Source organism: Paenibacillus sp. J22R98 (genome assembly GCF_059383835.1).
This window is the reverse complement of the sequence record NZ_JBXENW010000003.1, coordinates 609,900-632,174: the sequence shown is the minus strand read 5'-3', so window position 1 is coordinate 632,174 and position 22,275 is coordinate 609,900. Positions and strand designations below refer to the sequence as shown.

Below are 22,275 nucleotides of genomic sequence, written 5' to 3'. Positions count from 1 at the left end.
CTACTCTACCAATATCGAATCTTATTTACGCGCGACAAGACAGCGCAAATCAGATAGAGCATGCAGCAAACACCAAACAAGACGAACATACTGGAAGAGAATAACATAAAAATGCTGAACGGGACACTCCAAAGAAACGCAACCAGCATGATGATGACCCTTGATTGCAATAATCCAATGCCAAATAAACAAGCAGGCAGAACTAACATTAGAAAGGATTGGGTGGGATCAACCTTGTTCATCCCCTCGAAGTAAGGGTCCTGCCACACTAAAACCATCCAAAGCACAGTGGTAAGGATGGAAGCGGCATAACCGACGATTTCGATATGCGGGTTTGTAATTTTGCGCAGCACGTGTTCTACCTCCAATAGGATCACCCGGTTTATAATTCTATCCTAAACGAAAGTAGTCCGCTTCGGACTTAATTAATTCTAAAATTTTACTTTTTTATAAGCCTAACTACATTTAAGTATAAAAAAAAGCAACCCCTCGATTACTCGCAGGGATTGCTTCGTACTGTCAGTTCTTCCGCCGGTTAGTCCAACACTTCATCCAGCTTGCCCGAGTAATAAAGAATAGCTCGCTTATAATCGCGGATGCCCGCATCCTCGCTCGTTTCGGCGAGTTCGCGCATCATAATTGCCATCGCACCTTAGTAATCCTTCAAGTTATACAGCACCATCGCATAGAAGACGTAAAGCTCCCGGCACTTCGGAAATTCGGAAATCCCCTGCTCGTAGCTCTCTTTGGCGTCTGCATATTGCCCTAATACTCGAAACGTGCTGCCTAGTCCCAGGTATGCGCCTTGTCTATCTTTGCCTGAGATTCCAAGCGCAAGCGCCTGCTGATAATAGGGTACAGCTTCACGTTCGAGCTCCAACACATCATGGGCCCATGCGCATTGATACCACACCTGCGGATCATCCGCGTCCTTCTTCACCAATTCAAGCAGAAGCAACCGTGCCTCTTCTAATTGCCCCGTCTCTCGCAGCGCAATGGCTTTATGTAAATCATTCATACCTTATGCCCCCTCGCTTGCCAATACCGAAATGAACCATAAACCGTGAGCAGAAACAGGACATATACGCTTGCCACAAGCAGCAACGACTGCCAATCCCCCGAAATGTGATCCCCGATGAAAGCAAAAATCAGCATCGCCGGCATTTTGCCCAGTAAAGATGCTAAGGCATACGTCAAGAATGGAATCGCTGCTACGGATGCATACAAATTAACCGCGGTTTGCGGCAAAATCGGCATCAGCCTTGCAAGCAGAATGGAACGGAACGGATGCCGCTCCACCATCGTCGTCCACCGATCCGTCAGTTTATAGCGCTGAAGCAGCTCTCGACCTCGCTTACGAAGGGCGTACCGGAACAAGCCGTACATGAAGATTGCGGCAAGCCACGCACCGGTTAAACTAAGCAGCGCACCTAATAAAGGTCCATACAGAAATCCCATCGTTCCGATCACGACGCTGAATGGGATGACCGGAATGCACGCAAGGCCGGTAACAAGCAGCATAATCAACAGAAACGGCGCTTCCCCGTCTTTCATCCAATGCAGCAGCTCGGTTTTGTTATACCAAACAATCGCAATAATCAAAACATAACAGACGATAATCAACCCGCGTTTCAACGCACGTACACCTGCTTTCTATTGGCGATTATCGCATACTCGATTTGACAGTTGCAACAAATGGTCACTCAGGCGGCATAAGCATACAAAAACACCTATAGTGTCCACGGCAGCTATTCCGCTTCTCTATAGGTGTTTGGTCTAACCAAATGACTAAAGCTTTACAACATTTTGCGCATATTCACATGCGGAATGTTGGCGTCAAGGAATGGCTCCGCCGATTCCGTCACATAGCCCAGCTTCTGATAGAAGCCTTCAGCTGTGCATTGTGCGCCTAATATGGAAGATGTATAGCCGCATTCGCGAGCATTCTGCTCCATCACTTCGATTAGCTTCTTGCCCACCCCGTGTCCACGGTAAGGCAGCAGAACCGCAATACGCTGAAGCTTCGCAACGCCCGGCTCATACTCTTTCCACCGTCCGGCGGCAATGGCTTTGCCATTATCCTTGACGACAAAATGGTGACAAGCTTCAGGCGAGACATCGTATTCATCCCGCTCCAAGTCCGCCGGTACCTTCTGCTCATCCACAAAAACTTCGAATCGTACGGCAATTGCTTCTTCTAACAAATCAGTTGTAGTAGCTCGCATATAATCCACGAATAATACCTCTTTCACATTTATAAAGTATGAACCGGCGTGGCATCAGACCGAGTGCCTGGAACATCGTAGTAATCTGCCGCTTCTCCGTTCAAGAACGGACTCAGCGAATTGCCCACAGCGAACAAATGCAGCTCATGCATCGCGCGAGTACAAACGGTGTAGAACAACCGGCGGTCGCTCTCCCTCACATATCCGGAGGAGGCGGCAGATGCATCATACACCAGAACCGCATCAAACTCCACCCCTTTGGCAAGGTACGACGGAATGATGACGATACCCGGTTCGAAGGTTGCTGTTTCTTTCTCAATCAGCCTAACCGTACTGTCATGACGAAGCGCTTCGTAGGCAATTGCACTTTGCACGGCTGTTTTGCAAATAACGGCGATCGTTCGGTTGCCTCCTGCGACCAATTTCTCGATGCGGGCATGAAGAAGACGATGCAACTCTTCATAGTCGGCCGCAACTGTTAAAGTAGGCCGATTCCCGTCCCGATTGAAAGGTTGAATCTCGTTTCCGCCGGGAATGAGCTGGCTGGTGAATTCCACGATGGGGCGCGTTGACCGGTAGCTCTGCTTCAGCACCACCGTCTCCGTTTCTTCCTGCGGATATAAGGCAGCCAGCGCAGCAAAACCCGTACTCTCATCCGATGCCGTATGTGCGTTGATCGATTGATTGAGATCGCCAAGTGCGGTAACGCGGCTAAACGGAAACAACCGCTTCAGATAAGCGAATTGGAATGCCGTATAATCCTGCGCCTCATCCACGAGGATATGTCGCACCGAAGTATTCGTTTGGAATCCACGAATTCGCTCAATCACATACAGGAACGGCGTGGCATCCTCATACGCCATGGTCCGATCGTGCAATCGTGATGTCGTTTGCTTGCAAATTTCCGTCCATTCCTGTGGCAGCGGCTTGCCGATGGAACTGGATAAACTCGCTGCGAATGCCGGATCGCTAAACAGCTTCACATACGCTGCCTTCAAATCGACAAAAGCAAGCTTGCGCACGCGGGCACGAATGGGCTTAAACTGTTCTTGCACGACATACTGACCCAGAAGCTCGCGCTCCCGATCGAAATCGTCGAACGTATCTTCACAGTTTTTGCGATTTTGCCTCTTCAAGCTTTGATGCGCCTTCAAATACGTATCTTTATCCAGCAGCTCAACCGCTTCGTCTACCCACGCCTCTTCGAGCGCAGCTTTCTGCCGCTCTCTCAGTAAACCGAGCAGCCATTCCGCAACAAGTCGAAGCCGGTTCGGAATCGCAATGGAGCCGTCAAGCGCATAGAAGTAGTCGCCAATCTGATCCGCCGAAACAAGCAGTTCATCACGAAAAGCAACATCGCGGAACTTCAGCCCTTCTTGGCCCAGCCCACCAAGATACCGCTCAATCAATGCGACAAAATCAGTCGACGCTTTGTAGCGAATACCTGCCATCCTAGCCTGATAACCGGGTTCTTGCTCCGCCGTAAGGGCATACTCCAGCTGTGCATATGGATTTTCCAGCTTAAACGATTTCCCCATTCGAATGGCTAAGTATTCTTGGAACGTCGTTTGCTGCATATTTTCTTCGCCAAGCTCTGGCAATACCGTAGAAACGTAGCTGTTGAACATCGGATTCGGCGAGAACAGCACGATTTGATCGGCGCTCAGCGTTCCACGGAACCGGTATAGCAGATAAGCTACACGCTGCAGCGCTGCTGATGTCTTGCCGCTTCCCGCCGCACCTTGAACCAGCAGCAGTCGGCTTCGCTCATCACGAATAATCCGATTCTGCTCCCTCTGAATCGTACCGACGATGCTCTTCATGGCTGCGTCAGACTGCTTGCCCAGCACCTCTTGCAGCAGTTCATCGCCAATTGTCACACCTGTATCAAATAAGCTGCGGATTTCGCCATCCCTAATGACAAACTGCCGCTTCAGTTGCAGCTCCCCGTGAACCGTTCCCATTGGTGTCTCCACCTGAGCCGGACCTGGGGGATAGTCGTAATAGAGACTCGCAATCGGCGCACGCCAATCATAAATGAGATAATCCTCGTCCGCAGCATCACGAAGCGACGCAATGCCGAGGTAAACCTGATCTACATGACCCTCGCCATTCTCTTGAAAATCAATCCGTCCAAAATATGGCGACGACTTCAGCTTCCTCAGTGTCTTCAGCTGCAAGGCAGCTTGACGATGCGTCCGTTCACGCTCCGAGAGAACCTCCGCCTGTTGCTTCAAGCTTGCATAGGATTCCGCCATTTCGACTGAATCTTCGAAGTTGACCGTTACTTCATCCCAGAAGTTTTTGCGGATATCGACCATTTCTTCTCTTGTATCCGCCGTTTGTTGCTCTAGTGATTTCATACGCTGCCCGATCTGATTGACGACCGAGACTACGCGTTTTTGCTCCAGCTTCCATACATTATCTTGACTCAACCTAAACCCATCCTCTCTTGAGATAAGATCAACTCGCCTATGAACCTGCATAGCCGCAGCGATTTCATCTCCAGCCTTTAGAGAAAGATACCTTGCACTTGCATCTGACACATCATGCTTTCCCGAGACGCCGACCAAATAAAACCAGCATCTCATTCTTATTATAGAAGTAATAAGGTTTCGGCGACAGCCGTTTCTTCTTATATGTATACACAAGAACTCCCTTCACCACAAGTGCTGCGAAATCTGCACCTGTAGCGGAAGGAGTTCTTGTTCGTTATTTCCCTGCGCCTGCTGCTTGCTTGCCGAATACTTTGGCTTCCTTCTGCGCCTCTGCGATCGCCTTCTCTTTAATAGCCGGAGCCTGATCGGGGGTCGCGTTCATGCCTTCGACGAAGATGCCTTTGAAGTCCGTAATGCCGAAGAACTGCATAATCATGCTCAAATGCCGATGGCCGCATTCGATATCAGCTGCGGGACCTTCAGAATAGACGCCGCCCCGAGCCTGAATATGAATGGCGGATTTGTCAGGCAGGAGTCCGACCGGACCTTGCGGCGTGTACTTGAACGTCTTGCCCGCTACGCAAATGGAGTCAATATAAGCCTTCATAATTGGCGGATAGGAGAAGTTCCACATCGGCGTTACGAACACGTATTTATCTGCACCGACAAACTGATCCGCCAGCTCATTAAGCCGTTGCACCTTCTGCTGCTCTTCGTTCGACAGGTCACCAAAGCTGCCGCCGCTCCTTAGTTTGCCCCATCCACTGAACACATCGGCATCGATATAGGGAATCTGTATGTTGTACAAATCCAAATGGACGACCTCGTCCTGCGGGTGGGACTCTTTGTAGGAATCAATGAATGCTTTGCCGACAGCCATGCTATACGAAGCCTGGTGATCATGAGGATGAGCAGTAATATACAGAAGCTTTGCCATAAGGTAGCGATCCCTGCCTCTTCGTTAGATTGACGAACACGCTGATTAGAGTGTACCGACCAGGGGCGAACAATGTATGGCGGAGCGCTGCATGTAAGGAAGTCTTGTTGGAGACAATGTCAAAAAGTACGTGAGTATGATGCTCAGCTTCGCGTATGCGCTTCTGCTTCATCTACACGCGAAAGCATGAGTCCACTAATAAATAAGATGACCGATCCCAGATAAAACATGAAATCGAGCGTAAACAAATCAATGAGGAAACCGCCGGCTATGACAGCGATACCCGAGAAGATGGACACTCCGATATGATAACGCCCGATTTGTTCGCCTCGGCGTCCTTCCTCTGTCAGATCAGCCAGAAAAGCCTTCTCGCAAGTCCGCTGCATCGCACCGAATGCGCCCATCGCAATTTGCAGTGCGTAAACCTGCCAAATGCTTGATACGAGTGGGAAGAGAAGAAACAAAACCGCAGTTCCCCAAGCGCTTAACAGCAGAAATGGTTTACGTCCGTATTTGTCCGACGATTTACCGAACCACCAATTCAAATAAGCCGAACATAGCGTAAATAAGCCATAAGCTATGCCATATTGCGTAAAATCTCCGCCGATTTCCTTGACGAAAATCAGATAGAACGGAAACACAATCCCCGAGCCGAACGTCATCATACTTTGCGATAGCATCATTAAGCGCATCGTCTTCGTCATTTGGCATACCTCGCGTAGAACTCATTTTGGAAAAGCTGACCCGGGTCTGCCTGCCGTTTGGCTTCAAAGAACGCTTCCGTCTTCGGATACGCAGCTCGAAGCTGCTCGCCACCCGCAAACAGCTGATACGGCAAATAATACGTGCCACCATTTTGAATCGCTAAGTCGATTAACCGCCGAGTGGATGCGGCAAGCTTCTCCACCTCGGCCGATGAACGTTTGTTATTGAAGAGCAGGACAAATGCGAAACTGTCGTGTTTCGCATAAGAGAGCGTGGACTCTTCATTTTGTGGTACATAACGCACCGTAATATTGAGCAAATTAAGCTTATCCTCGCGCATAATGGTCCTCATGCCGTCGACAAACGGCTTAAAGTGATCAAGCGGCACAAAATACTCCTGCAATAAATCCGCCCGCTGTGTATCGGCGTATTCCATAAACTTGGCTGCCGGTCGCATAGCATTGTTACGTGAAATCAGATCGCCGTCACTGAGCAAATAACCTTTCTTTTGCAGCTTCCAGACGAGCTCCTTGCCCCATTCCCATTTGCGCGACAAACCAAAAGCGAATTTCGTAATCCCTACGCTTGCAAAATTCTCCTCTCGAAGCTCCCGCAGCTTAGTGGTCAACGGCTCATCCGTCCGTTCATAGGTAGTGACAAACATATCGGTTAGGTAAGAGTCGGGAGACACAGACAATCGTGCAATTGCCATTGCGATTGAAGGCTGCTCCAGCACCTGTCTCTTGAAGAGATCCGGGAATGCCTCATAATGAACAGGCGTCACATGCTGCTTGTAAACCTCATCCTCCGTAAGAGCCAGCGTCACGTCCAAGATGATACCGAACAATCCGTAGCCGCCAATCACATTCGCAAACAGCTCCGGCTCTTCCGTTCGGCTAACCTGTACAATATTACCCTCCGCATTCATCAGCCGAAACGATTGAACCGACTCGATAAATGGACCTTCGTGGATATCTCGCCCATGCGCGTTAACGCTCATTGTTCCACCAACGGTGAACAGGTTTTGCGATTGCATGATTCGAAGTGAGAGGCCATGCGGATTCAGCGCTTCTTGAACCTGCTCCCAAGTCGCACCGCTTTGGACGGTTATTTCTTTGCGCTTCGCGTCAAGTTGGAGCACCTGATGATAAGGCTTCATATCCAGTACGATCGCGTTCTCTATGAAGGTTTGCCCGCCTTGGCTGTGACTGGCCCCGGAAACAGAGATCGGCAGCCCTCTTCGTTTAGCTTCCTTAAGTGCCTCCTTAATATCTGCTGTTTCATGCACATGAACCGTCTTGAAGATACGAACCTCCATAAGCCGACTAACATCACTCGCATACTCATCATCCTGAACATGCAGCCGGATGATGACCGACCCCGCCAGTAAACTAACATAGAGCAAAACGGCCAGAAGGATAAACGGTCGACTACGGAACTTTCGAATGGGCCTATCAGGTTCGATATCGATCAAACCAGCACCTCCACTTGCTTCGTAATCACTTGGATAAAATGCTGAGCGGCAGGCGGCGGCGTTTCCCCTTCCCTCGTATACAGAACGATTGGGTTGCGCAGATCTACGCCTTCCACTTCAATTCGGGCCAGCTCTCCGCGCGATACGGAACGACTGGCTTCAAGTGAAGATACGAACGATACGCCAAGTCCGGCCGCAGCGGCATGAAGCGATTCATGTACGCCGTTCACCTGCAAGGCCGCCTCCGGCAAACTTGTTCCTTGAACACGGCATAAAGAGAGCAGCCTCTCTCGCGCTGCACTGCCCGGTTCACGCATGATGAATGGCTCTTCCATAAGGGGCGCAAAAGCCAGTCGCTTCCCTGCGTAACGATGATTCGCCGCTGCAACAAACCATAGCTCATCCTCCAGCAGCAGCTTCCGATCTAATCCCGGGCGAGCTTCTACCCCGCCGCCTATGACAGCGATATCGGCTTTATAGTGTTGAAGCGCCCCAAGCGCATCGCTTGCGTTCAGCGTCTGCATAGTGACATGAACGGCCGGACAAGCGGCTCGGAAGGAAACCAGTTGTTCAGGAAGCAGGAAGTTTGCTGGCAGAGAAGTAGCCGCAATCCGCAGCTCTCCTGCTTCCCCGATCCGATAAAGATCGAGATCTCGCGTGATTTCGTTCTGGAGCGCGAATAGTTTGGCCGCATGCTTGGCCACCCGCACGCCCGCTTCGGTAAGCAAAATCCCTCTACCTTTGGGCGCTAGCAGAGTGAGTCCAAGTTCGGCTGCCATATTGCGCACATGCGCGGTAACTGCAGGTTGGCTGATACGAAGAATTTCAGCCGCCCTCGTAACGCTGCCTGAAGCAGCGACATGGTGAAATACTATTAATCCGTACAGGTTCATCGTCCGTTGGAGCCTCCCTATTGAGACAGACAGCTAATCTAAGTCGCTATATCATAACTTGAAATTATGATAACCATAAAACTCTATATTGGAATTATTAATCATTCCAATTTATTGTATGAAGTATAAAGCGGCTTAACAAGCGAACAAACATTAAAGAACGGTTAAAGGGAGGCAGGATGATGCAGGCAGCTTGTATTAAATGTGAAGCCCACGTGGCGCTGGATCGTAAGCCGATGCAGTATCATTGTGGTGCATGCGGGGGATTACTGCGAATCGTTCATGACTTCAGTCAGGTTGATGCTGCGAAGCTGAAGCGGGTATTTGATGAGCGGCGCGGGATGCGGAACTGTATCTCGGCTAGCGGAGTTTGGCGGTATAAGGAGCTTATTGCTCCTAAGCTGCCGGACGAAGCCATCGTGACCAGAAACGAAGGCAATACAGGGTTGTACGAACCTGCGGCGGTACGGGAGTTTTCCGGCGTTCGCCGCCTGCGCTTGAAGGCGCAAAGCGAGAATCCGAGCGGCTCCTTCAAGGACAATGGCATGGCTGTCGCCGTGTCTCACGGCAAGTGGCTCGGCTATTCCACTTTCGCCTGCACCTCAACAGGGAACACTTCTTCATCACTGTCCATGTACGCGGCTACAGCGGGCATGCAAGCTATGGTTCTAGTGCCGAGCAGCGAGGTCTCACCCAATAAAGTGCTGCAAACACTCGCATATGGGGCAACGGTAAATACGTTCAGCGGCACCTACGACGATGGCATTCGGTGGTTAAGCAGTTACGCCGAGCAGCAAGGTATGTATGTGTGCAATTCTATTAATCCGCTGCGTATCGAAGGGCAGAAAAGCATTATTTTCGAGCTCGCCCATGATCTCGATTGGCAGTTACCGGACTGGATCGTACTTGCCGGAGGCGCGCTCAGCAATGCAGCTGCACTTGGACAAGGCTTGCATGATCTCTTCACACTAGGATTTATTGATAGGCTGCCAAAAGTAGCCGTCATTCAGGCAGAAGGTGCAAGCCCCTTCCATCGCATGGTTGATGCCTCGCTTCGAACCCTCATATCCGAGCCGAAACCATCAACTCGCGCGTCAGCGCTGAATATCGGCAATCCGCCAAGCTGGCTCAAGGCTTTGCGCATGCTCGATATGACGAATGGCGTAACCGCAGCTGTCAATGACGCAGAGATCATGGAGGCCAAAGCCTGCGTCGACCGAAGCGGCATCGGCTGCGAACCTGCTTCCGCCGCGGCGGTCGCGGGGCTGCGCAAACTCGTGCGCGAAGGTATCATCGCACCGGAGGAATCGGCGGCATGCATCCTCACCGGCAGCATGCTCAAGGATACCGATGCTATCCGCGAATACCATATTGATGGCGAGCTGAGCGCTCCACACCTGCGAAACGTAATTCGAACTGTAACACTTGGCCGCGATGGACTACTGGTGTAACACAAAAAGGCTGAGCGGGAAACATCCGCTCAGCCTTTAACCATCGCTTTATGTTGACCAATCCTGCTTATTCAGCTTGTAGCTATTAAATCGCTCTCCATCCATTTCGATGATACTTTGGAATGTAAACCCGCATTTAAGGATGACTTTATTCGAAGGTTCGTTGCGCAGCAGCGCTAGCGCATTAAGCACCTCAACATTGGAGTGCTCGAATAAGTATGTGATTAACCCTTGTGCCGCTTGTGTAGTGTATCCCTTCCCCCGATGATCCCTTGATATGGCATACATGATCTCTCGGTTAGGAGCGGGCAGTCCATCCTTTAATCCCGTGCAGCACCAGCCAATGAGCTCTCCCGACTCTTTGTGAATCATGCCCAAACGAAGGCGCAATTCACCAATGTCTCCACCTTCTGCTATGGCACGTAGAAAGGTTCTGTTCTCTGGTATTTCGTAGTTCATGAACCAATCTTCCCGTTGTTCTCTCGACACGTTCCAGCCCGGAAGAAACTCATGAATCTCCGGCTGCCAGGTCAGAGAATGAAACGACTCCAAGTCTGCCGGGATAAATTCCCTTAACACGACGTCTTTGCAATCAATCGTAAACACGTTCATTCTTACTCTCGCAGCTTTAATGATTAGCATTTGATTGGCATTTCGTTGGAACTCATAGTCTGTATCTTGAATCTCATAGCTCCAGCCCATCTCTTCGATGAAGCTAAGCATTTCGTCTACAAACGCAGACCGTTCACTGGTTTGATCAACAAGCGGGAACAGGCGGATTTCTTTCCTTGTTACCCTCATGAGCTCGGCAAGAGTCGCTTTGTGAAAGTTAAGGTCCAGCCGGTCCGCATACATAAATAAGAAATGCGCCGACAACGTTAAATCGAATTGTTGATCTGCAAACGGCAATTGAGGTAAGGTTGCAGCAACATAACGTTGCGGATTTGCAACCATATCGTTCGTGCAGTCGATCAACGCTTTCGATCTTGTAGCATGCAGCTCATCCGCGGATTCGAAATAATGCCATTTGTAATTTTGTTTCACCTTCTGAATATTCGCGATACCGTGTTCCAGATCTTGAAGTCCTTTCTCTTTAAGCGATTGGACGGGATGGTAGTAGGCAATATCAGCCGCTGTAACATCTCCGCCAAGCTGATTAGCAATCGCAGTAAACGAACAGGCGCCGGACGGACAATCCAATATTTTAGCATGGAGCAGGTCCTCCTTAGACAGGTTGAAAATATCGCTGTATTCTTCAAACGTTCGTCCGATGAAAATAATACGATCCAGATCGAGTCCTACATTCGTGTTCGACATGATAGATCCTCTCGCTTTCTATTAACGTTTCCTCTGAATTTGATTCAATTTGTTGATGACCCATCCCGTTAGGAACGAGAGTTGAAGCGAGATGGTGATTCCAATAACAATAATCATTTCTCCGTCTGAAGGTTGCATGATTACAACTAGTAGAAAGAACAGAAAGACAGTAATCACAACGGAAAGGAGAAAATAACCGAATGCATAGGACTTCATTTTACCAACCTCATTTGCTTATAAGTTAGCGATGGATTACTTCAGAATATACCCATTTAGAGACTCATCCAAGTAGACTCTCATCAGCTCATTCGAAAGCTGTACGGCTTCCTCCCTGTTCGCGGCAGGTACCGCGATCATCTCACCATCATAGGGGCGCCAAGCCGCTTTCTGATTGGGGTCGAATACCATAATAGACGCCTTATTGAAGTCAATATTGATATACATGTAGCCATAATGAAAGAGCTGGGCGGTATGATTCGTAATATAGGGATACCAGATCAGTCCATAACGTGCTTTGAAAAAAGAAATCTTCAGCTCTCGCTGATCCTCCGGAACAGGTATGTCTTCACCTTCAATATCCATCGTTCCTTTAAACGTTCGGTTTCCCATCAGGCTGCGATACATTTTACCTTCTATATTCACGGCGACTGTTTTCTCCGATCCGATACCCTCTTCTCCTAATTGGTATTTGATCCCTTGTGCATGGATTTCTATTTTCCTAGGATAAAAGGTATAAGCGGTTAGAAGAACTGCAGCGAGAATGACTAGCACAACACCGGATATCACAAACTTCTTCATTGTATCTTCCTTCTTGTTCAAGTTCGTTTAGAATCTAGCAAGCGTTCGCCTGCGCCATAATTCTTGATCGTTTGCCCTAAGGTTTGATTGTTTTTCTCATCTCATACGGAGCTTATTTCGAACGTTCCCTGTTCAAAGAACAACGGAAATCTTCGCTTAAACCAACTCTGCATCGGCAGCTTCAACGCTTCCTCGATGTCCACCCACAGCAGCTCCCCTTCAGGCAGATGGCTGAGCAACTGTCCTTCATGCGAAGTAGCTAAGTAATTGAACACCATGTATCGTAAACCTTGATTCGGTTCGCAAAACTCATCGAGCCCTTTATAGATGATGTCTTTCACGATCAATCCCGTCTCTTCTCTAACCTCACGTATTTAATCCGGCCGTTAGAGCCTCAATAGTTGTATTGCATAATCAACAGGTTCACCGTCAATCAGGCACGTCAATAAACTCCGACACTCGACTCTTTAATAACTCAATTAACTCCTCATCCATGAATCCATACTCATCCGGGATATCGAGTCTGATGATGCGTTTTCCTTTTATTTCGTGCCCAAATCTCTCTTTCAATCTACTCTCGTGTTTCTTTTCCATAACAAATATCAGATCAGCCCATCCAACATGTCCGGCGTTCAGCTTAATTCTCGCATTCGTTTCGGTTCCCGCGGATTTAACTTGATAATTACTATACGGTTCGAAAATCTTCTCTGCCGTTAAGCTTCTCCATTTATTTCTGCTGCAAATAAACAATAATTTAATATTGATCACCTTTAACTTTGTTTTTGCTTGCGTTGTTGCTGTATTTAGCTAATGTTCACGCGTTCGCGCTTGCTAACGAATCCTACAAGCCTTATTTCATCAAAAAGAGGGGGGGTAACATTCTAACAAATTCTACAGGTCTTATTTGGTGTCAAACGGTTCTTTTTCGCTTCATTTCCCCACAATAAGGCCGCTACGATTCGTTAAATTTGGAAATTGACTAAATTCCTTCAAATAAGACCTCAAGGATTCGTTAGAGCGAAATTGCAGCAATGGCATGCCATCTTGCTGACTCGAGCTAAGCCATCTTATGAGGTTGAATTTTATCCGAGCGATAAATGAATAGATTTTAGCCGGTATCTGTCCAACACTCGCTTTTTGTACAAAATGATGTAGTCTTTATCGATCTCAACCAATTTTGAAATGTCTATGGATACAGCAATTGTTCTCTCGCGTTTTGCTAAATTAACTACTGTGATTTCATCTTTACTTACTTTTATTACTTTAGCTAACTCATAAGTGGAAGAGGTATAAGAATTCCAGAACTTAAATAAAAGTACGGCTATAACAACAAGTAAGATGATTTTTTTAACGGATAAAATCACAGTAATCTCCTTCCCACAAGATAGTTTTCGGTCCGCCCCTACATCCGTGCTCTTCGGTTGCTCGAACTTATCTACGATTATCCATTTGCCATGATCAAGTCTAACCTTAAGGTTCATCGGCACATTAGAAGAGCCATAAGAAATGAATTTCATCTATCGCATCACTCGCAGGGCACATGCCTGCCATCGAAAACTTACTTCTAATCGGCTCCGAAACGTGCCTACTCGCAGATTCGCTCTCTATACCGCCTAAATAAATCGACCTCAGCAAGCTCTTCACGCTGCTAAGCATCCAAACCTCGAAGACCACATACAGCAATAAAAATAATGAAACGATAACGAGCAACGCTTTCCAAAATGGTTTGTTCATTACAGCTCCACCATCATCTGAAACGTAATCACCTTCTGCCCATCATCCATTTTGTTAATTCGCATCCCGATAGGCGTAAAACCATGCTTGTGATAGAACGCTAATCCTCTGGAATTGGTGCTGGCGCATGACAATAGTAATTGTTTCGCACCATATTCGGCTTTTGTTTTGTCCTTCATCATTTGCAGCAAGCGCTCCGCAGCGCCTTTCCTCTAAAACTGCTGGAAACGATGACGTTGCCAAGCCAGCACTTCTCCTCTTTAATATCATATAAATTCCCATACGCAATTACTTGGCCTGTTTCCTCATGGAGGAGGACTGTTGGCCCGAATCGATTCGGAGGTTATGGCTTGATCTTTTTCGGAATCGATGTCGTAATATACTCCATGCCCTTGATTAGCTTTGCAATATAAAACACTTGCCCCAAATGCTCTGAGAAATGAGCTGCACAATGAACGAGGACGTCCAGATGGGTTCTTTCCTTGTTCCTCACGATCTGGATCTTCTGCCAGTCTTCGTTCGCAAAACCTTTAACCGTTTCAATTGTAATCTGAAAGGATACATGGATGATCTCGAGCAGCTCTTGTTTCGTTCTAAAGAAGTCCTCAAATTCTTCGTCTCTGTTTCTAACGTTTTTCCCGTTAAGAATGCCGCTCACGATTCTTTCGTTAATGTTGCCATGGATATGTACGATCAAGTTCGCAATACTATTGCTTGTTTCATTCGGTCGCCAATTGACTTCCTCATCATTAAGCTGCTCAAGAATGGACCGCATCCTTCGCTCGATTTCTTCGAATTTGCTTATCAGAATGCTTCTAATTTCTTCCATGGTACGCACCTACTATCCGATAGTTTGCAATAGCATCACAACGTTAGAAATGAAGTTTAGTTCAGGTCCTTCTTGTAGTAATAATGTTTATTGCCTTCCGGAGCATTCTCGATAATTCCAATTATCTGATATCCGTATTTCTTATAGAATTCAGGGGCTTGGAAACTGAACGTATTTAGCTTAATGAACGTACAGTCCTTCGCTCTGGCAATCCGCTCCGCTTCCTCCAATAGCTTCTTACCAAGTCCTTGCCCTCGTCTGTCGACTTGAATCCATAAAATATCAATTTCCATCCAGTTCCAACAGACCGCACTGTTAAGCCCCGCAATAATCTCGCCCTTAGCATCCTTCATGCATAAATTCACTTCTTCATAGCGGCCGTTTGGCACATGTTTCGCATTGAACGCGATTAACTGATTTCTCACATAAGCTGCATCATCCGTTGAGCCTATTTGTATCTGAGAAGGAGTGTTGCCCGAGCTCCCTTGTTCGTGACTATCCCGATTAGAGGACGAGAACGTTTGAATCGGACCATTCCAGTCCGCTTCCTTGATTTCCTCATAAGCTCCGTTCGTGTAGCTGTCTATGGTCTTCCTCCAGAAAGCTTTTGCAGGTACATTCGCTTCGATTTGAGCCACTTTCCACGAACCCGGGAAGCGATTAAACAGCTCGTATGCAGCGGATTGTCCGACTTTCAGCCGTCTATAATTTTTCAGCACAAAAAATTCAGCCATCCAATAAATCTTCTCATGCCTATCATTGATGCCGAGCTCTCTCACAAGTGCAAAGCCTGCCAGCTTGTCATCCACTTTGATGAAGAAAGGGAATCTCCCCTCTTCCGTCCAATAATGATCGAAGTATTTATACTCATACAACCCTTGAGGATTGAGATCATCTTCCGGAAAAAACTCGCTAAAATCGTATCGGTATAGCTCCAATATATTACGCAGAATGGATTTCTGCTCGTATTCAACCTTTTGAATTGCGATTATCATGCGCCGTCTACTCTCCTTATATTGTCTGTTCAAACTCCATTTCCCGAGATCAATGAATGATTCCCTCATCTATATAAGTGATTTCGTTTCCGTCAAACAGCTTAATAAATGCGTTATTGTAAAATGGCAGCAAGGCAGCCACTTTCTCGATCTCGCAGCCTGCTAAATCTCAACGATATAGTAACCGAAAGCATTTATAATTTTAGTATTTTTATATTGATGAATTCTTTCATTTCTTCCATAGTTTAAATGTTGATGACCATGAAGGAATAATTTCGGATGATATTGATTGATAAATGAAAGGAAGCACTCAAACCCTCTGTGACACAGATCCTCACCATCACCGATTTTGTAAGCCGGCGCGTGAGTAACCAGAATATCGACGCCTTTGGTCCACCATAGCTTTGCCTTCAGCTTCAAAATTCTCCATTTCATTTGTTTCTCCGTGTACTGAAATTCACCTGGACTGTAACGATAACTGCCGCCAAGCCCCAGTATACGTACTCCCTTAAAAGTAACGATCCGGTCTTCAATACTTTCGCACCCTTCAGGTGGAGACTGCTTGTAGGTAGAATCATGATTACCGTGAACATAAAATAATGGCGCGTGAATCATACTGACGAGAAAAGACAAATAGTCCGCTTTTAGATCCCCGCATGAAAGGATGATGCTAATGTCTTGAAACCGCTTGGGATCAAAATGATCCCAGATATAGTTGGACTCTTCATCGGAGACAACCAAGATCCTAATCCTATCTCCTCCGGCCAGATCTTTAGTACAATCGCGTAAGTTTTCTCCCAGTATATCAGCTATAGGAAAAACTGGAAATAAAAAAGGCTGCAGCCGTCCTTCAAGACGTTGCAACCTTTCCATGTTCCCATCACTAGTGTTATTTAACTGCTGTATCCGGCAGCAATACCGTCATGGTAGTCCCGCTTCCGGGTTTGCTGCTCGCTGTGACCGTGCCGCCGTGCATCTCGACGATACGCTTCACAATGGATAAACCAAGTCCGCTCCCGCCCCCCATACGGCTGCGCGCTTTATCCGCCTTGAAGAACCGCTCAAAGATATGAGGCAGATCCTCTTCAGAGATTCCCACTCCGTTATCCGAAATACAGACGCTTGCTCCGCCGCTTGTCCTCTTGACTTCAACGGAAATACTTCCGCCCTCAGGCGTGAACTTCATGCTGTTCGCGAGCACATTGGTCCACACTTGCGACAATAGCTCTTCATCCCCGTTGTAAGTGACATCTTCGTCCAAATTCACATCCATGAGCAAATCTTTTTCCGTCCAAATCGGCTCGCAGGCCAGTATGGCAGAGCGCAGCTGCTGATCAAGCCGGAAGGGCTTCATTCGCATCGGCTGCTGATCGGCCTCCAATGTGGTAAGCTTCAGCAAGTTATCGCTCAACCTGGAGAGTCGCACACTCTCCGTTTCAATGATGCCGGCGTAGTGCTGACGCTGTTCTTCTTCTAAATTCGTTTGCTGCAACACGCGCGCGAAGCCCCGAATGGATGTCAGCGGAGATTGGATTTCATGCGACACGTTTGAGATAAACGTTTGCCGCATCTGCTCCATCTGACTCAGCTCCGCTGCCATATCATTAATGCTGTGGGCTAGCTCACTGAATTCACCGCGCATTTGCTTCGGCAATTCAATCGTGACGGAGAAATCCCCTTTCGACATGCGGCGAATCGCCGAGATATAGATATTGAATCCTTCCCGGTGCCTCCATGGCCGGCCAATGACGAACAACACAATAAACAAGAGAAGAAAGCCGAGGAACACGGTAAACACCTGCTCCAAGAATCCGGCATATATACTAGGTACGATCCGTTCGGCGAACAGGGCATAGCGCTTTCCGCCGATATCAACAGGCATCCCCACTAACGCGAGACCTTTACCGACCAAATTACCCCGCTCCACATCTTCGACGCTTCCACCGCCGAGCACTTTAGCCGTATGCTCTTGCTCCACCGCCGTTGCGACTTCTTTGCCGCAATCACGCAATTCTCCGACACGCTGCTCGCGACCAGCGGCATCGATCACTATAAACCGATAGCCCTTGCTATTCGAAAGCGACTTCAAGCCGCCGATCCATTCCGATACATTTTCTCGATTAGCAAGGGTAATTGTGATTAGATCCACCTCATGAAGCAGCGCCGATGTAACCGCGGAGTGATTCCGCTTTTCTTTCGTAAAAGAAACGATGGTGTAAGCAGCCGTATAGCTCGTATAAATTGCGAGATTCATGAGCAGAACACCTGCTAAACCAAAGAGAAACCTCTTCCATTTCGGCATCCCTATACCTCCAGCCGATAGCCAAGGCCACGAATGGTCTGAATGCGAAACCGGCTCTGTTCCTCAGGAAACTTCTCGCGAAGACGCTTAATATGAACATCCACCGTTCGCTCATCGCCTTCGTAATCGTAACCCCAGAGCTGTTCAATCAACTGCTCACGGGAGAAGGTTTTACCCGGGTAGCTTGCTAATTTGAACAACAGTTCAAATTCCTTCATTGGCAGGGTCATGGTCGAATCTTCAACCGTCACCGAATAGGTTGACCGATTCAATACAACGCCGCCGGCTTGCACCGTTTGCGAGGTCGCAATGCGATACCGCTTCAGCAGCGCCTTCACCCGAGCCACCAGCTCAAGCGGCTCGAACGGTTTAACGAGATAGTCGTCTGCGCCAAGCTCGAACCCTTTTACCTTCTGGCTGGTCTCTCCTTTTGCCGTTAGCATAAGGACAGGCAGCTCCATTCCGTCGCGAATCTCCTTGCACAGCTCCCAGCCATCCATGTTCGGCATCATCACATCCAGAATGACTAGTTGAACCTGCGTGGATTCAAGAACCGCGAGCGCTTCCCTTCCGTCGCCCGCTTCCACAATCTCAAAGCCTTCTGCAGCAAGCAGCAGCGATATCAGTTCACGAATATGGGGATCGTCATCTACAATAAGCAGTTTGGTCATGGTGATCATCTCCGGTCTATAAATTACTCTTTCCTGCGCTTATTATAAGGCCGCTCCATGAACAAAATATGAACAGCTATCGCTCATTCTCGAAAGCACGCAGGACGCTCCCGTTCTGATGGGATTCTCCCAGCAAACGATACAGCTCTGCTGCCACAGCTGCGGTCGAACGCAGTTTCCCTTGCTCATAGCTAGTTTGAAAAAAGCTTTGCAGCGGAAAATCCGCCTTATCCCGTCCCCGGGCAACGTTCTGCATCTGTGTATCGGTCATACCGGGGTCAAAAGCGAACACGAGAACCGGATTCGTCTCATCCCGCTGCTCATCGGCAATACACCGTGTCAGCATATTGAGGGCCGCCTTGCCGCTGCAGTACATACTCATGGAAGGTGCCGAATATTCAGCAAGTCCGGATGTCACATTAATAATCGTTTTGCGGCGAAGTGTCGTTAACGCTCGGGTATGGTGAATAAATCGGCTGCAGAGCAGCATAGGTGCTAACAGGCTTGTCTGTATATGCGCCGCCATTTCCGAAGCATTGATTGCATCAATCGGCTTTAACGGCTCCAGCATTGCGGCGTTATTGATGAGCAGCAGTTCGCTAACTTCAGCGTCCTCGCGAATGGTCAGTAACAAACGCTCTATCGTTTGCTCAAGTTCTTCAGCATTCGCCAAATCACAAGGCATGTAAGTGAATTCGTCGCGTCCTGCGAGCAGGATTGATTTCGAACGTGATAAACCAAAAACTTCATATCCGGCAGATAACAGCTCAAGCGCCAAACTTTCCCCAATTCCGCGTGACGTACCCGTTACGATTGCAACTGATTTTCCCCTGTTCATAGCAGTCGCCCTCCCTGGTATCATTTTCCTCTATTGTAGCGATCTATGGATGAACTTCGCAACCTGCCTGCCCTCACGACACAAAAGCGACCTGCAAGCACAACGCTCACAGATCGCTCTTATATTCCATGGTATTCATCCTGCGTATACAGATCGCGCTGAGCCCAATATCGATTCCGTAAAGGATAGCGATGCCCACCGTGTACCGGACTAGGTCGATGGCAAGAAAGCCTTGTCCCAGCACCAAACCGCCGATTACAGTTGAGCGAATCGCATGAATCCAATCCGCCTGATACAGTTGACTTAATTCCACTGCCATGCAGAATAGAAAGCTGATACCGGCTGCTAACGAAGCACGCTGATGCACCCAGCAAGCGCGGAATCCAACATAAATCATGCCTGCCCAAAGCGCATCGCCCGCGTGATCGGCAACAATCTTAGGAAGATGGTCTCCGTAGTGCCTGACAGATAAGCCAAGCACAATGAGCACCAGCGCTGCTACGAAATATAGGATACGACGTCTCATCCGAAGCCCCTAACTACCTTCATCATAATCGGTCTTAGTAAGGCAAATCATCCTTGTTCGTGTTCGCCTTTTCTTTCTTCCGTCCAACCACTTCAAGCACTTCCAGCAGATCCGGCGGCTGCAGCAATTCAACCGGCGACATGCTGCGGTCGAATTGGAACGCGTCCCCTTCGATGAGCGCAATATAACGGCCGTTATAGGTTGCAAAATGAATCGATTGCCCGAACTCGGCAAGCGGTCCTTTCACCGAAACTTCGCCAAGCTTAAACGCAACGCTTAGGTTAGGCTGCTGCTCAACCAGGCGCTCAGCCGCGGCTACCACTCGCTCCTGATCCCAAGACTGCTGCAGCTCCCTTTTCTCGCTGGCCGCCCATACTTCGAACTGATTCTCTTCTTGCTGGCGCTCTTCGCCCACATGGCCCTGCCATTTATCTTCCATATACTCATGAACCATCGTCAGCATATGCTCACTCATCAGTTCAGGCATCGCTTTCTCGTAGCTGACAAACCGCAGAAAATCCTCGAAATACCGGGCATGCGACGCTTGATGAATCTTCAGCTCCCACGGCTCCAGCATGCCATCCTCCGGCATAAACGGATACTGGATGGATTTCATATTACGCGCGCTGATGGCCATCTCGACATGCGAAATCAGGTTATGTTCATCGGTAATACGGGCGATTTTCGGCTCAAAATCGCATTTCAACACGAAGATTAGCGGCTCATCCGTATGACGGTTCGGCGTGGCATGTACAACGAGTAAAGCACCACCGCGTACAGCAGCCGCTTCCATATAGAGGCGAACGAGCTCGTCGGCGAAGCCATGGAACTCTGAAGCTGATTCGGATGCGCGCAGCCGCTGGAAAGTATTATAATTCGGGTTGCTGTCCAGCTCGTAGCCGGGCTCCACGATAAAACGGCCGATTTTGGTCGGCGCGCCTTCGGTACTCGGATGACGCTCTGCCTTACGTTTGCAGATACGCGTGAACTCCCCGTCTAGGAAGGCTTTCAGCTCGCTCTCGGCGTAATCATAACGATCCAAGGTTTGAAAATGTTTAAACGTCTTCGCGGCGCTGTTGTCGCCACCTTCACCTTGTATAACAAAAAACGATAAATACTCGACGATAAAATCCATTCGGTATGTAAACTCCTTTGGCTGAAATAATCTGCGAAGTGGTCAAGCTGACACTCAAGTCATTAGCATAGCATAATTCGCCTCAGGCTGTCCTGCCGGGAATCAAGTTCGGAATATTTAGAACGGATACTTCGCGTTACATTCCGCAATCGTAGTCCGTACAAACTGCTGCACCTCTTGTGCACGCTCCAGATCCGTGTTGAACAACGTCCCCCCGGTACCTCCGCTGCGGATTTGAACAGCCTCCCGTATAACGCGATGCCACCGATTCGATTCCTGCTGCAGCAGGTATTGCCCCGCTTCGAGCTTCGTAATTATGCTGCTGTGCTCCAGGGTGTAGACAATTCTGGCTAGCGTCAGCACCGCGAATTCAATCCATTCTTCATCCATATAGAGCTCTGCGCGGTCGGCTTTCCCCGCCCAGTAGACGTTCAAATTATAGTTCATCGCCGCACGTATTTCATCCCAATCCACGACGATGCCCAGCTTCTCTGCTTCAGGTCCAAACACCGCAATGCCATGATTGCTCAAAATCCATGCCGATGTGGCATCAACATAACCGGTATGAAGACTCTTCTTCCCGCCATGAGTCAGTCTGGGAAACGTCTCCCCTGCCGGTTCCGCATTCTTGCTCAGATGTGCCAAGCTCGTATACAGCCCTTCAACCGCCAGATGAAACGGATGCCGAGCATGTAATTCCTCATGGATGGCGGCAATTTTCGCATTGTCTTCCTCGTCGATGACCGCTTGATTCAACACGACAATGAAGTCTATATCGCTCTTCATGCTCTGATAACCGCCCAGGGCGATCGAGCCTTGAAGATAAAGCCCATGCACGAGATGCGGCACATGCAAACGAAGCAACCGGCCAAAATCGTCCATCAACGGAATTAATTCATCTGGAATCATGGATTTGTTCATGGTTCACCCATCCCTTCCTCTAAGACTTGCCGTGTAGGAGCTTCCCTCCACATACTATCGGTATCTCACCCCGGCAAAAAGAGAAA

The 22,275-nt window shown here is 48.5% G+C and carries 24 protein-coding genes and 5 pseudogenes; 1 reads left to right on the top strand and 28 read right to left on the bottom strand.

The genetic code is table 11. The annotated features are described in order from the left end of the window. Nucleotides 1-5: 5 nt before the first annotated feature. The 9 genes from AC50Y3_RS13125 to AC50Y3_RS13085 all read right to left on the bottom strand — a co-directional run bounded on the left by AC50Y3_RS13125 (nt 6) and on the right by AC50Y3_RS13085 (nt 8,672). Complete coding sequence (locus tag AC50Y3_RS13125; protein WP_494819147.1) at nt 6-353, bottom strand: hypothetical protein; 348 nt, start codon at nt 351-353, stop codon at nt 6-8. Nucleotides 354-652: 299 nt separating this feature from the next. After that, on the bottom strand, nt 653-1,018 hold the full coding sequence (locus AC50Y3_RS13120; RefSeq protein WP_494819146.1) for a tetratricopeptide repeat protein: 366 nt from the start codon (nt 1,016-1,018) through the stop codon (nt 653-655). Continuing rightward, nucleotides 1,015-1,635, bottom strand: coding sequence for a TVP38/TMEM64 family protein (locus tag AC50Y3_RS13115; protein ID WP_494819145.1), 621 nt, complete (start codon nt 1,633-1,635; stop codon nt 1,015-1,017). Before AC50Y3_RS13115 ends, AC50Y3_RS13120 begins: the two co-directional genes overlap by 4 nt. A 161-nt stretch (nt 1,636-1,796) precedes the next feature. Next, on the bottom strand, nt 1,797-2,225 hold the full coding sequence (locus AC50Y3_RS13110) for a GNAT family N-acetyltransferase (RefSeq protein ID WP_494819252.1): 429 nt from the start codon (nt 2,223-2,225) through the stop codon (nt 1,797-1,799). A 29-nt stretch (nt 2,226-2,254) separates the two neighbouring features. After that, nucleotides 2,255-4,660 carry an RNA polymerase recycling motor HelD gene (helD, locus tag AC50Y3_RS13105; protein WP_494819144.1) on the bottom strand — a complete coding sequence of 802 codons (2,406 nt, stop codon included), beginning with the start codon at nt 4,658-4,660 and terminating at the stop codon, nt 2,255-2,257. Between the two features lie 277 nt (nt 4,661-4,937). Continuing rightward, nucleotides 4,938-5,600, bottom strand: coding sequence for an FMN-dependent NADH-azoreductase (locus tag AC50Y3_RS13100; RefSeq protein WP_494819143.1), 663 nt, complete (start codon nt 5,598-5,600; stop codon nt 4,938-4,940). Nucleotides 5,601-5,743: 143 nt separating this feature from the next. Then, a complete protein-coding gene (locus AC50Y3_RS13095) occupies nt 5,744-6,304 on the bottom strand; it encodes an MFS transporter (RefSeq protein WP_494819142.1) in 561 nt (186 codons plus the stop codon). Continuing rightward, complete coding sequence (locus tag AC50Y3_RS13090; protein ID WP_494819141.1) at nt 6,301-7,779, bottom strand: FAD-binding oxidoreductase; 1,479 nt, start codon at nt 7,777-7,779, stop codon at nt 6,301-6,303. Before AC50Y3_RS13090 ends, AC50Y3_RS13095 begins: the two co-directional genes overlap by 4 nt. Further along, complete coding sequence (locus AC50Y3_RS13085) at nt 7,776-8,672, bottom strand: LysR substrate-binding domain-containing protein (protein ID WP_494819140.1); 897 nt, start codon at nt 8,670-8,672, stop codon at nt 7,776-7,778. The genes AC50Y3_RS13090 and AC50Y3_RS13085 overlap by 4 nt, the downstream gene beginning before the upstream one ends. Before the next feature lie 182 nt (nt 8,673-8,854). On the opposite strand from AC50Y3_RS13085, the gene thrC reads away from it, so the two are divergent. Then, on the top strand, nt 8,855-10,123 hold the full coding sequence (gene thrC, locus AC50Y3_RS13080; RefSeq protein ID WP_494819251.1) for a threonine synthase: 1,269 nt from the start codon (nt 8,855-8,857) through the stop codon (nt 10,121-10,123). Nucleotides 10,124-10,171: 48 nt separating this feature from the next. Here thrC and AC50Y3_RS13075 read toward each other — a convergent pair. From AC50Y3_RS13075 to AC50Y3_RS12985, 19 genes and pseudogenes are all read right to left on the bottom strand, one after another. Beyond that, nucleotides 10,172-10,693: pseudogene (locus AC50Y3_RS13075) on the bottom strand (GNAT family N-acetyltransferase); the annotation flags it as partial. Between the two features lie 57 nt (nt 10,694-10,750). Continuing rightward, a pseudogene (locus AC50Y3_RS13070) lies at nt 10,751-11,440 on the bottom strand (methyltransferase domain-containing protein); the annotation flags it as partial. Between the two features lie 21 nt (nt 11,441-11,461). Then, nucleotides 11,462-11,656 carry a hypothetical protein gene (locus tag AC50Y3_RS13065; RefSeq protein WP_494819139.1) on the bottom strand — a complete coding sequence of 65 codons (195 nt, stop codon included), beginning with the start codon at nt 11,654-11,656 and terminating at the stop codon, nt 11,462-11,464. Nucleotides 11,657-11,692: 36 nt separating this feature from the next. Beyond that, nucleotides 11,693-12,238 (bottom strand): hypothetical protein, encoded by a 546-nt coding sequence (locus AC50Y3_RS13060; protein ID WP_494819138.1) that lies wholly within the window; start codon nt 12,236-12,238, stop codon nt 11,693-11,695. Between the two features lie 101 nt (nt 12,239-12,339). Further along, a pseudogene (locus AC50Y3_RS13055) lies at nt 12,340-12,612 on the bottom strand (NUDIX hydrolase); the annotation flags it as partial. A gap of 55 nt (nt 12,613-12,667) precedes the next feature. Beyond that, a complete protein-coding gene (locus tag AC50Y3_RS13050) occupies nt 12,668-12,997 on the bottom strand; it encodes a low molecular weight protein tyrosine phosphatase family protein (protein ID WP_494819250.1) in 330 nt (109 codons plus the stop codon). A gap of 323 nt (nt 12,998-13,320) precedes the next feature. Then, nucleotides 13,321-13,755, bottom strand: coding sequence for a hypothetical protein (locus tag AC50Y3_RS13045; RefSeq protein ID WP_494819137.1), 435 nt, complete (start codon nt 13,753-13,755; stop codon nt 13,321-13,323). After that, on the bottom strand, nt 13,727-13,972 hold the full coding sequence (locus tag AC50Y3_RS13040; protein WP_494819136.1) for a hypothetical protein: 246 nt from the start codon (nt 13,970-13,972) through the stop codon (nt 13,727-13,729). The genes AC50Y3_RS13045 and AC50Y3_RS13040 overlap by 29 nt, the downstream gene beginning before the upstream one ends. Then, a pseudogene (locus tag AC50Y3_RS13035) lies at nt 13,972-14,172 on the bottom strand (N-acetyltransferase); the annotation flags it as partial. The gene AC50Y3_RS13040 and the pseudogene AC50Y3_RS13035, both read right to left, overlap by 1 nt. Before the next feature lie 143 nt (nt 14,173-14,315). Further along, complete coding sequence (locus AC50Y3_RS13030) at nt 14,316-14,801, bottom strand: DUF1572 family protein (protein WP_494819135.1); 486 nt, start codon at nt 14,799-14,801, stop codon at nt 14,316-14,318. Nucleotides 14,802-14,857: 56 nt separating this feature from the next. After that, complete coding sequence (locus tag AC50Y3_RS13025; RefSeq protein WP_494819249.1) at nt 14,858-15,259, bottom strand: GNAT family N-acetyltransferase; 402 nt, start codon at nt 15,257-15,259, stop codon at nt 14,858-14,860. A 144-nt stretch (nt 15,260-15,403) separates the two neighbouring features. Further along, nucleotides 15,404-15,796: pseudogene (locus tag AC50Y3_RS13020) on the bottom strand (GNAT family N-acetyltransferase); the annotation flags it as partial. Nucleotides 15,797-15,958: 162 nt separating this feature from the next. After that, the gene (locus AC50Y3_RS13015) at nt 15,959-16,669 is read right to left on the bottom strand and encodes a metallophosphoesterase family protein (protein ID WP_494819134.1); all 711 of its coding nucleotides are present in this window, start codon (nt 16,667-16,669) and stop codon (nt 15,959-15,961) included. 16 nt (nt 16,670-16,685) lie between these two features. After that, nucleotides 16,686-18,098 carry a sensor histidine kinase gene (locus tag AC50Y3_RS13010; protein ID WP_494819133.1) on the bottom strand — a complete coding sequence of 471 codons (1,413 nt, stop codon included), beginning with the start codon at nt 18,096-18,098 and terminating at the stop codon, nt 16,686-16,688. Between the two features lie 2 nt (nt 18,099-18,100). After that, on the bottom strand, nt 18,101-18,769 hold the full coding sequence (locus AC50Y3_RS13005) for a response regulator transcription factor (RefSeq protein ID WP_494819132.1): 669 nt from the start codon (nt 18,767-18,769) through the stop codon (nt 18,101-18,103). Nucleotides 18,770-18,845: 76 nt separating this feature from the next. Further along, nucleotides 18,846-19,607, bottom strand: a complete 762-nt coding sequence (locus AC50Y3_RS13000) for an SDR family NAD(P)-dependent oxidoreductase (protein ID WP_494819131.1) — start codon at nt 19,605-19,607, stop codon at nt 18,846-18,848. A gap of 106 nt (nt 19,608-19,713) precedes the next feature. Further along, entirely contained in the window at nt 19,714-20,133 is a 420-nt protein-coding gene (locus AC50Y3_RS12995) for a ribosomal maturation YjgA family protein (protein ID WP_494819130.1), read from the bottom strand. Between the two features lie 34 nt (nt 20,134-20,167). Beyond that, nucleotides 20,168-21,268: a DUF3900 domain-containing protein gene (locus tag AC50Y3_RS12990; RefSeq protein WP_494819129.1), complete on the bottom strand. Its 1,101-nt coding sequence runs from the start codon at nt 21,266-21,268 to the stop codon at nt 20,168-20,170. A gap of 117 nt (nt 21,269-21,385) precedes the next feature. Then, complete coding sequence (locus tag AC50Y3_RS12985) at nt 21,386-22,189, bottom strand: aminoglycoside adenylyltransferase domain-containing protein (RefSeq protein ID WP_494819128.1); 804 nt, start codon at nt 22,187-22,189, stop codon at nt 21,386-21,388. Between the last annotated feature and the right edge of the window lie 86 nt (nt 22,190-22,275).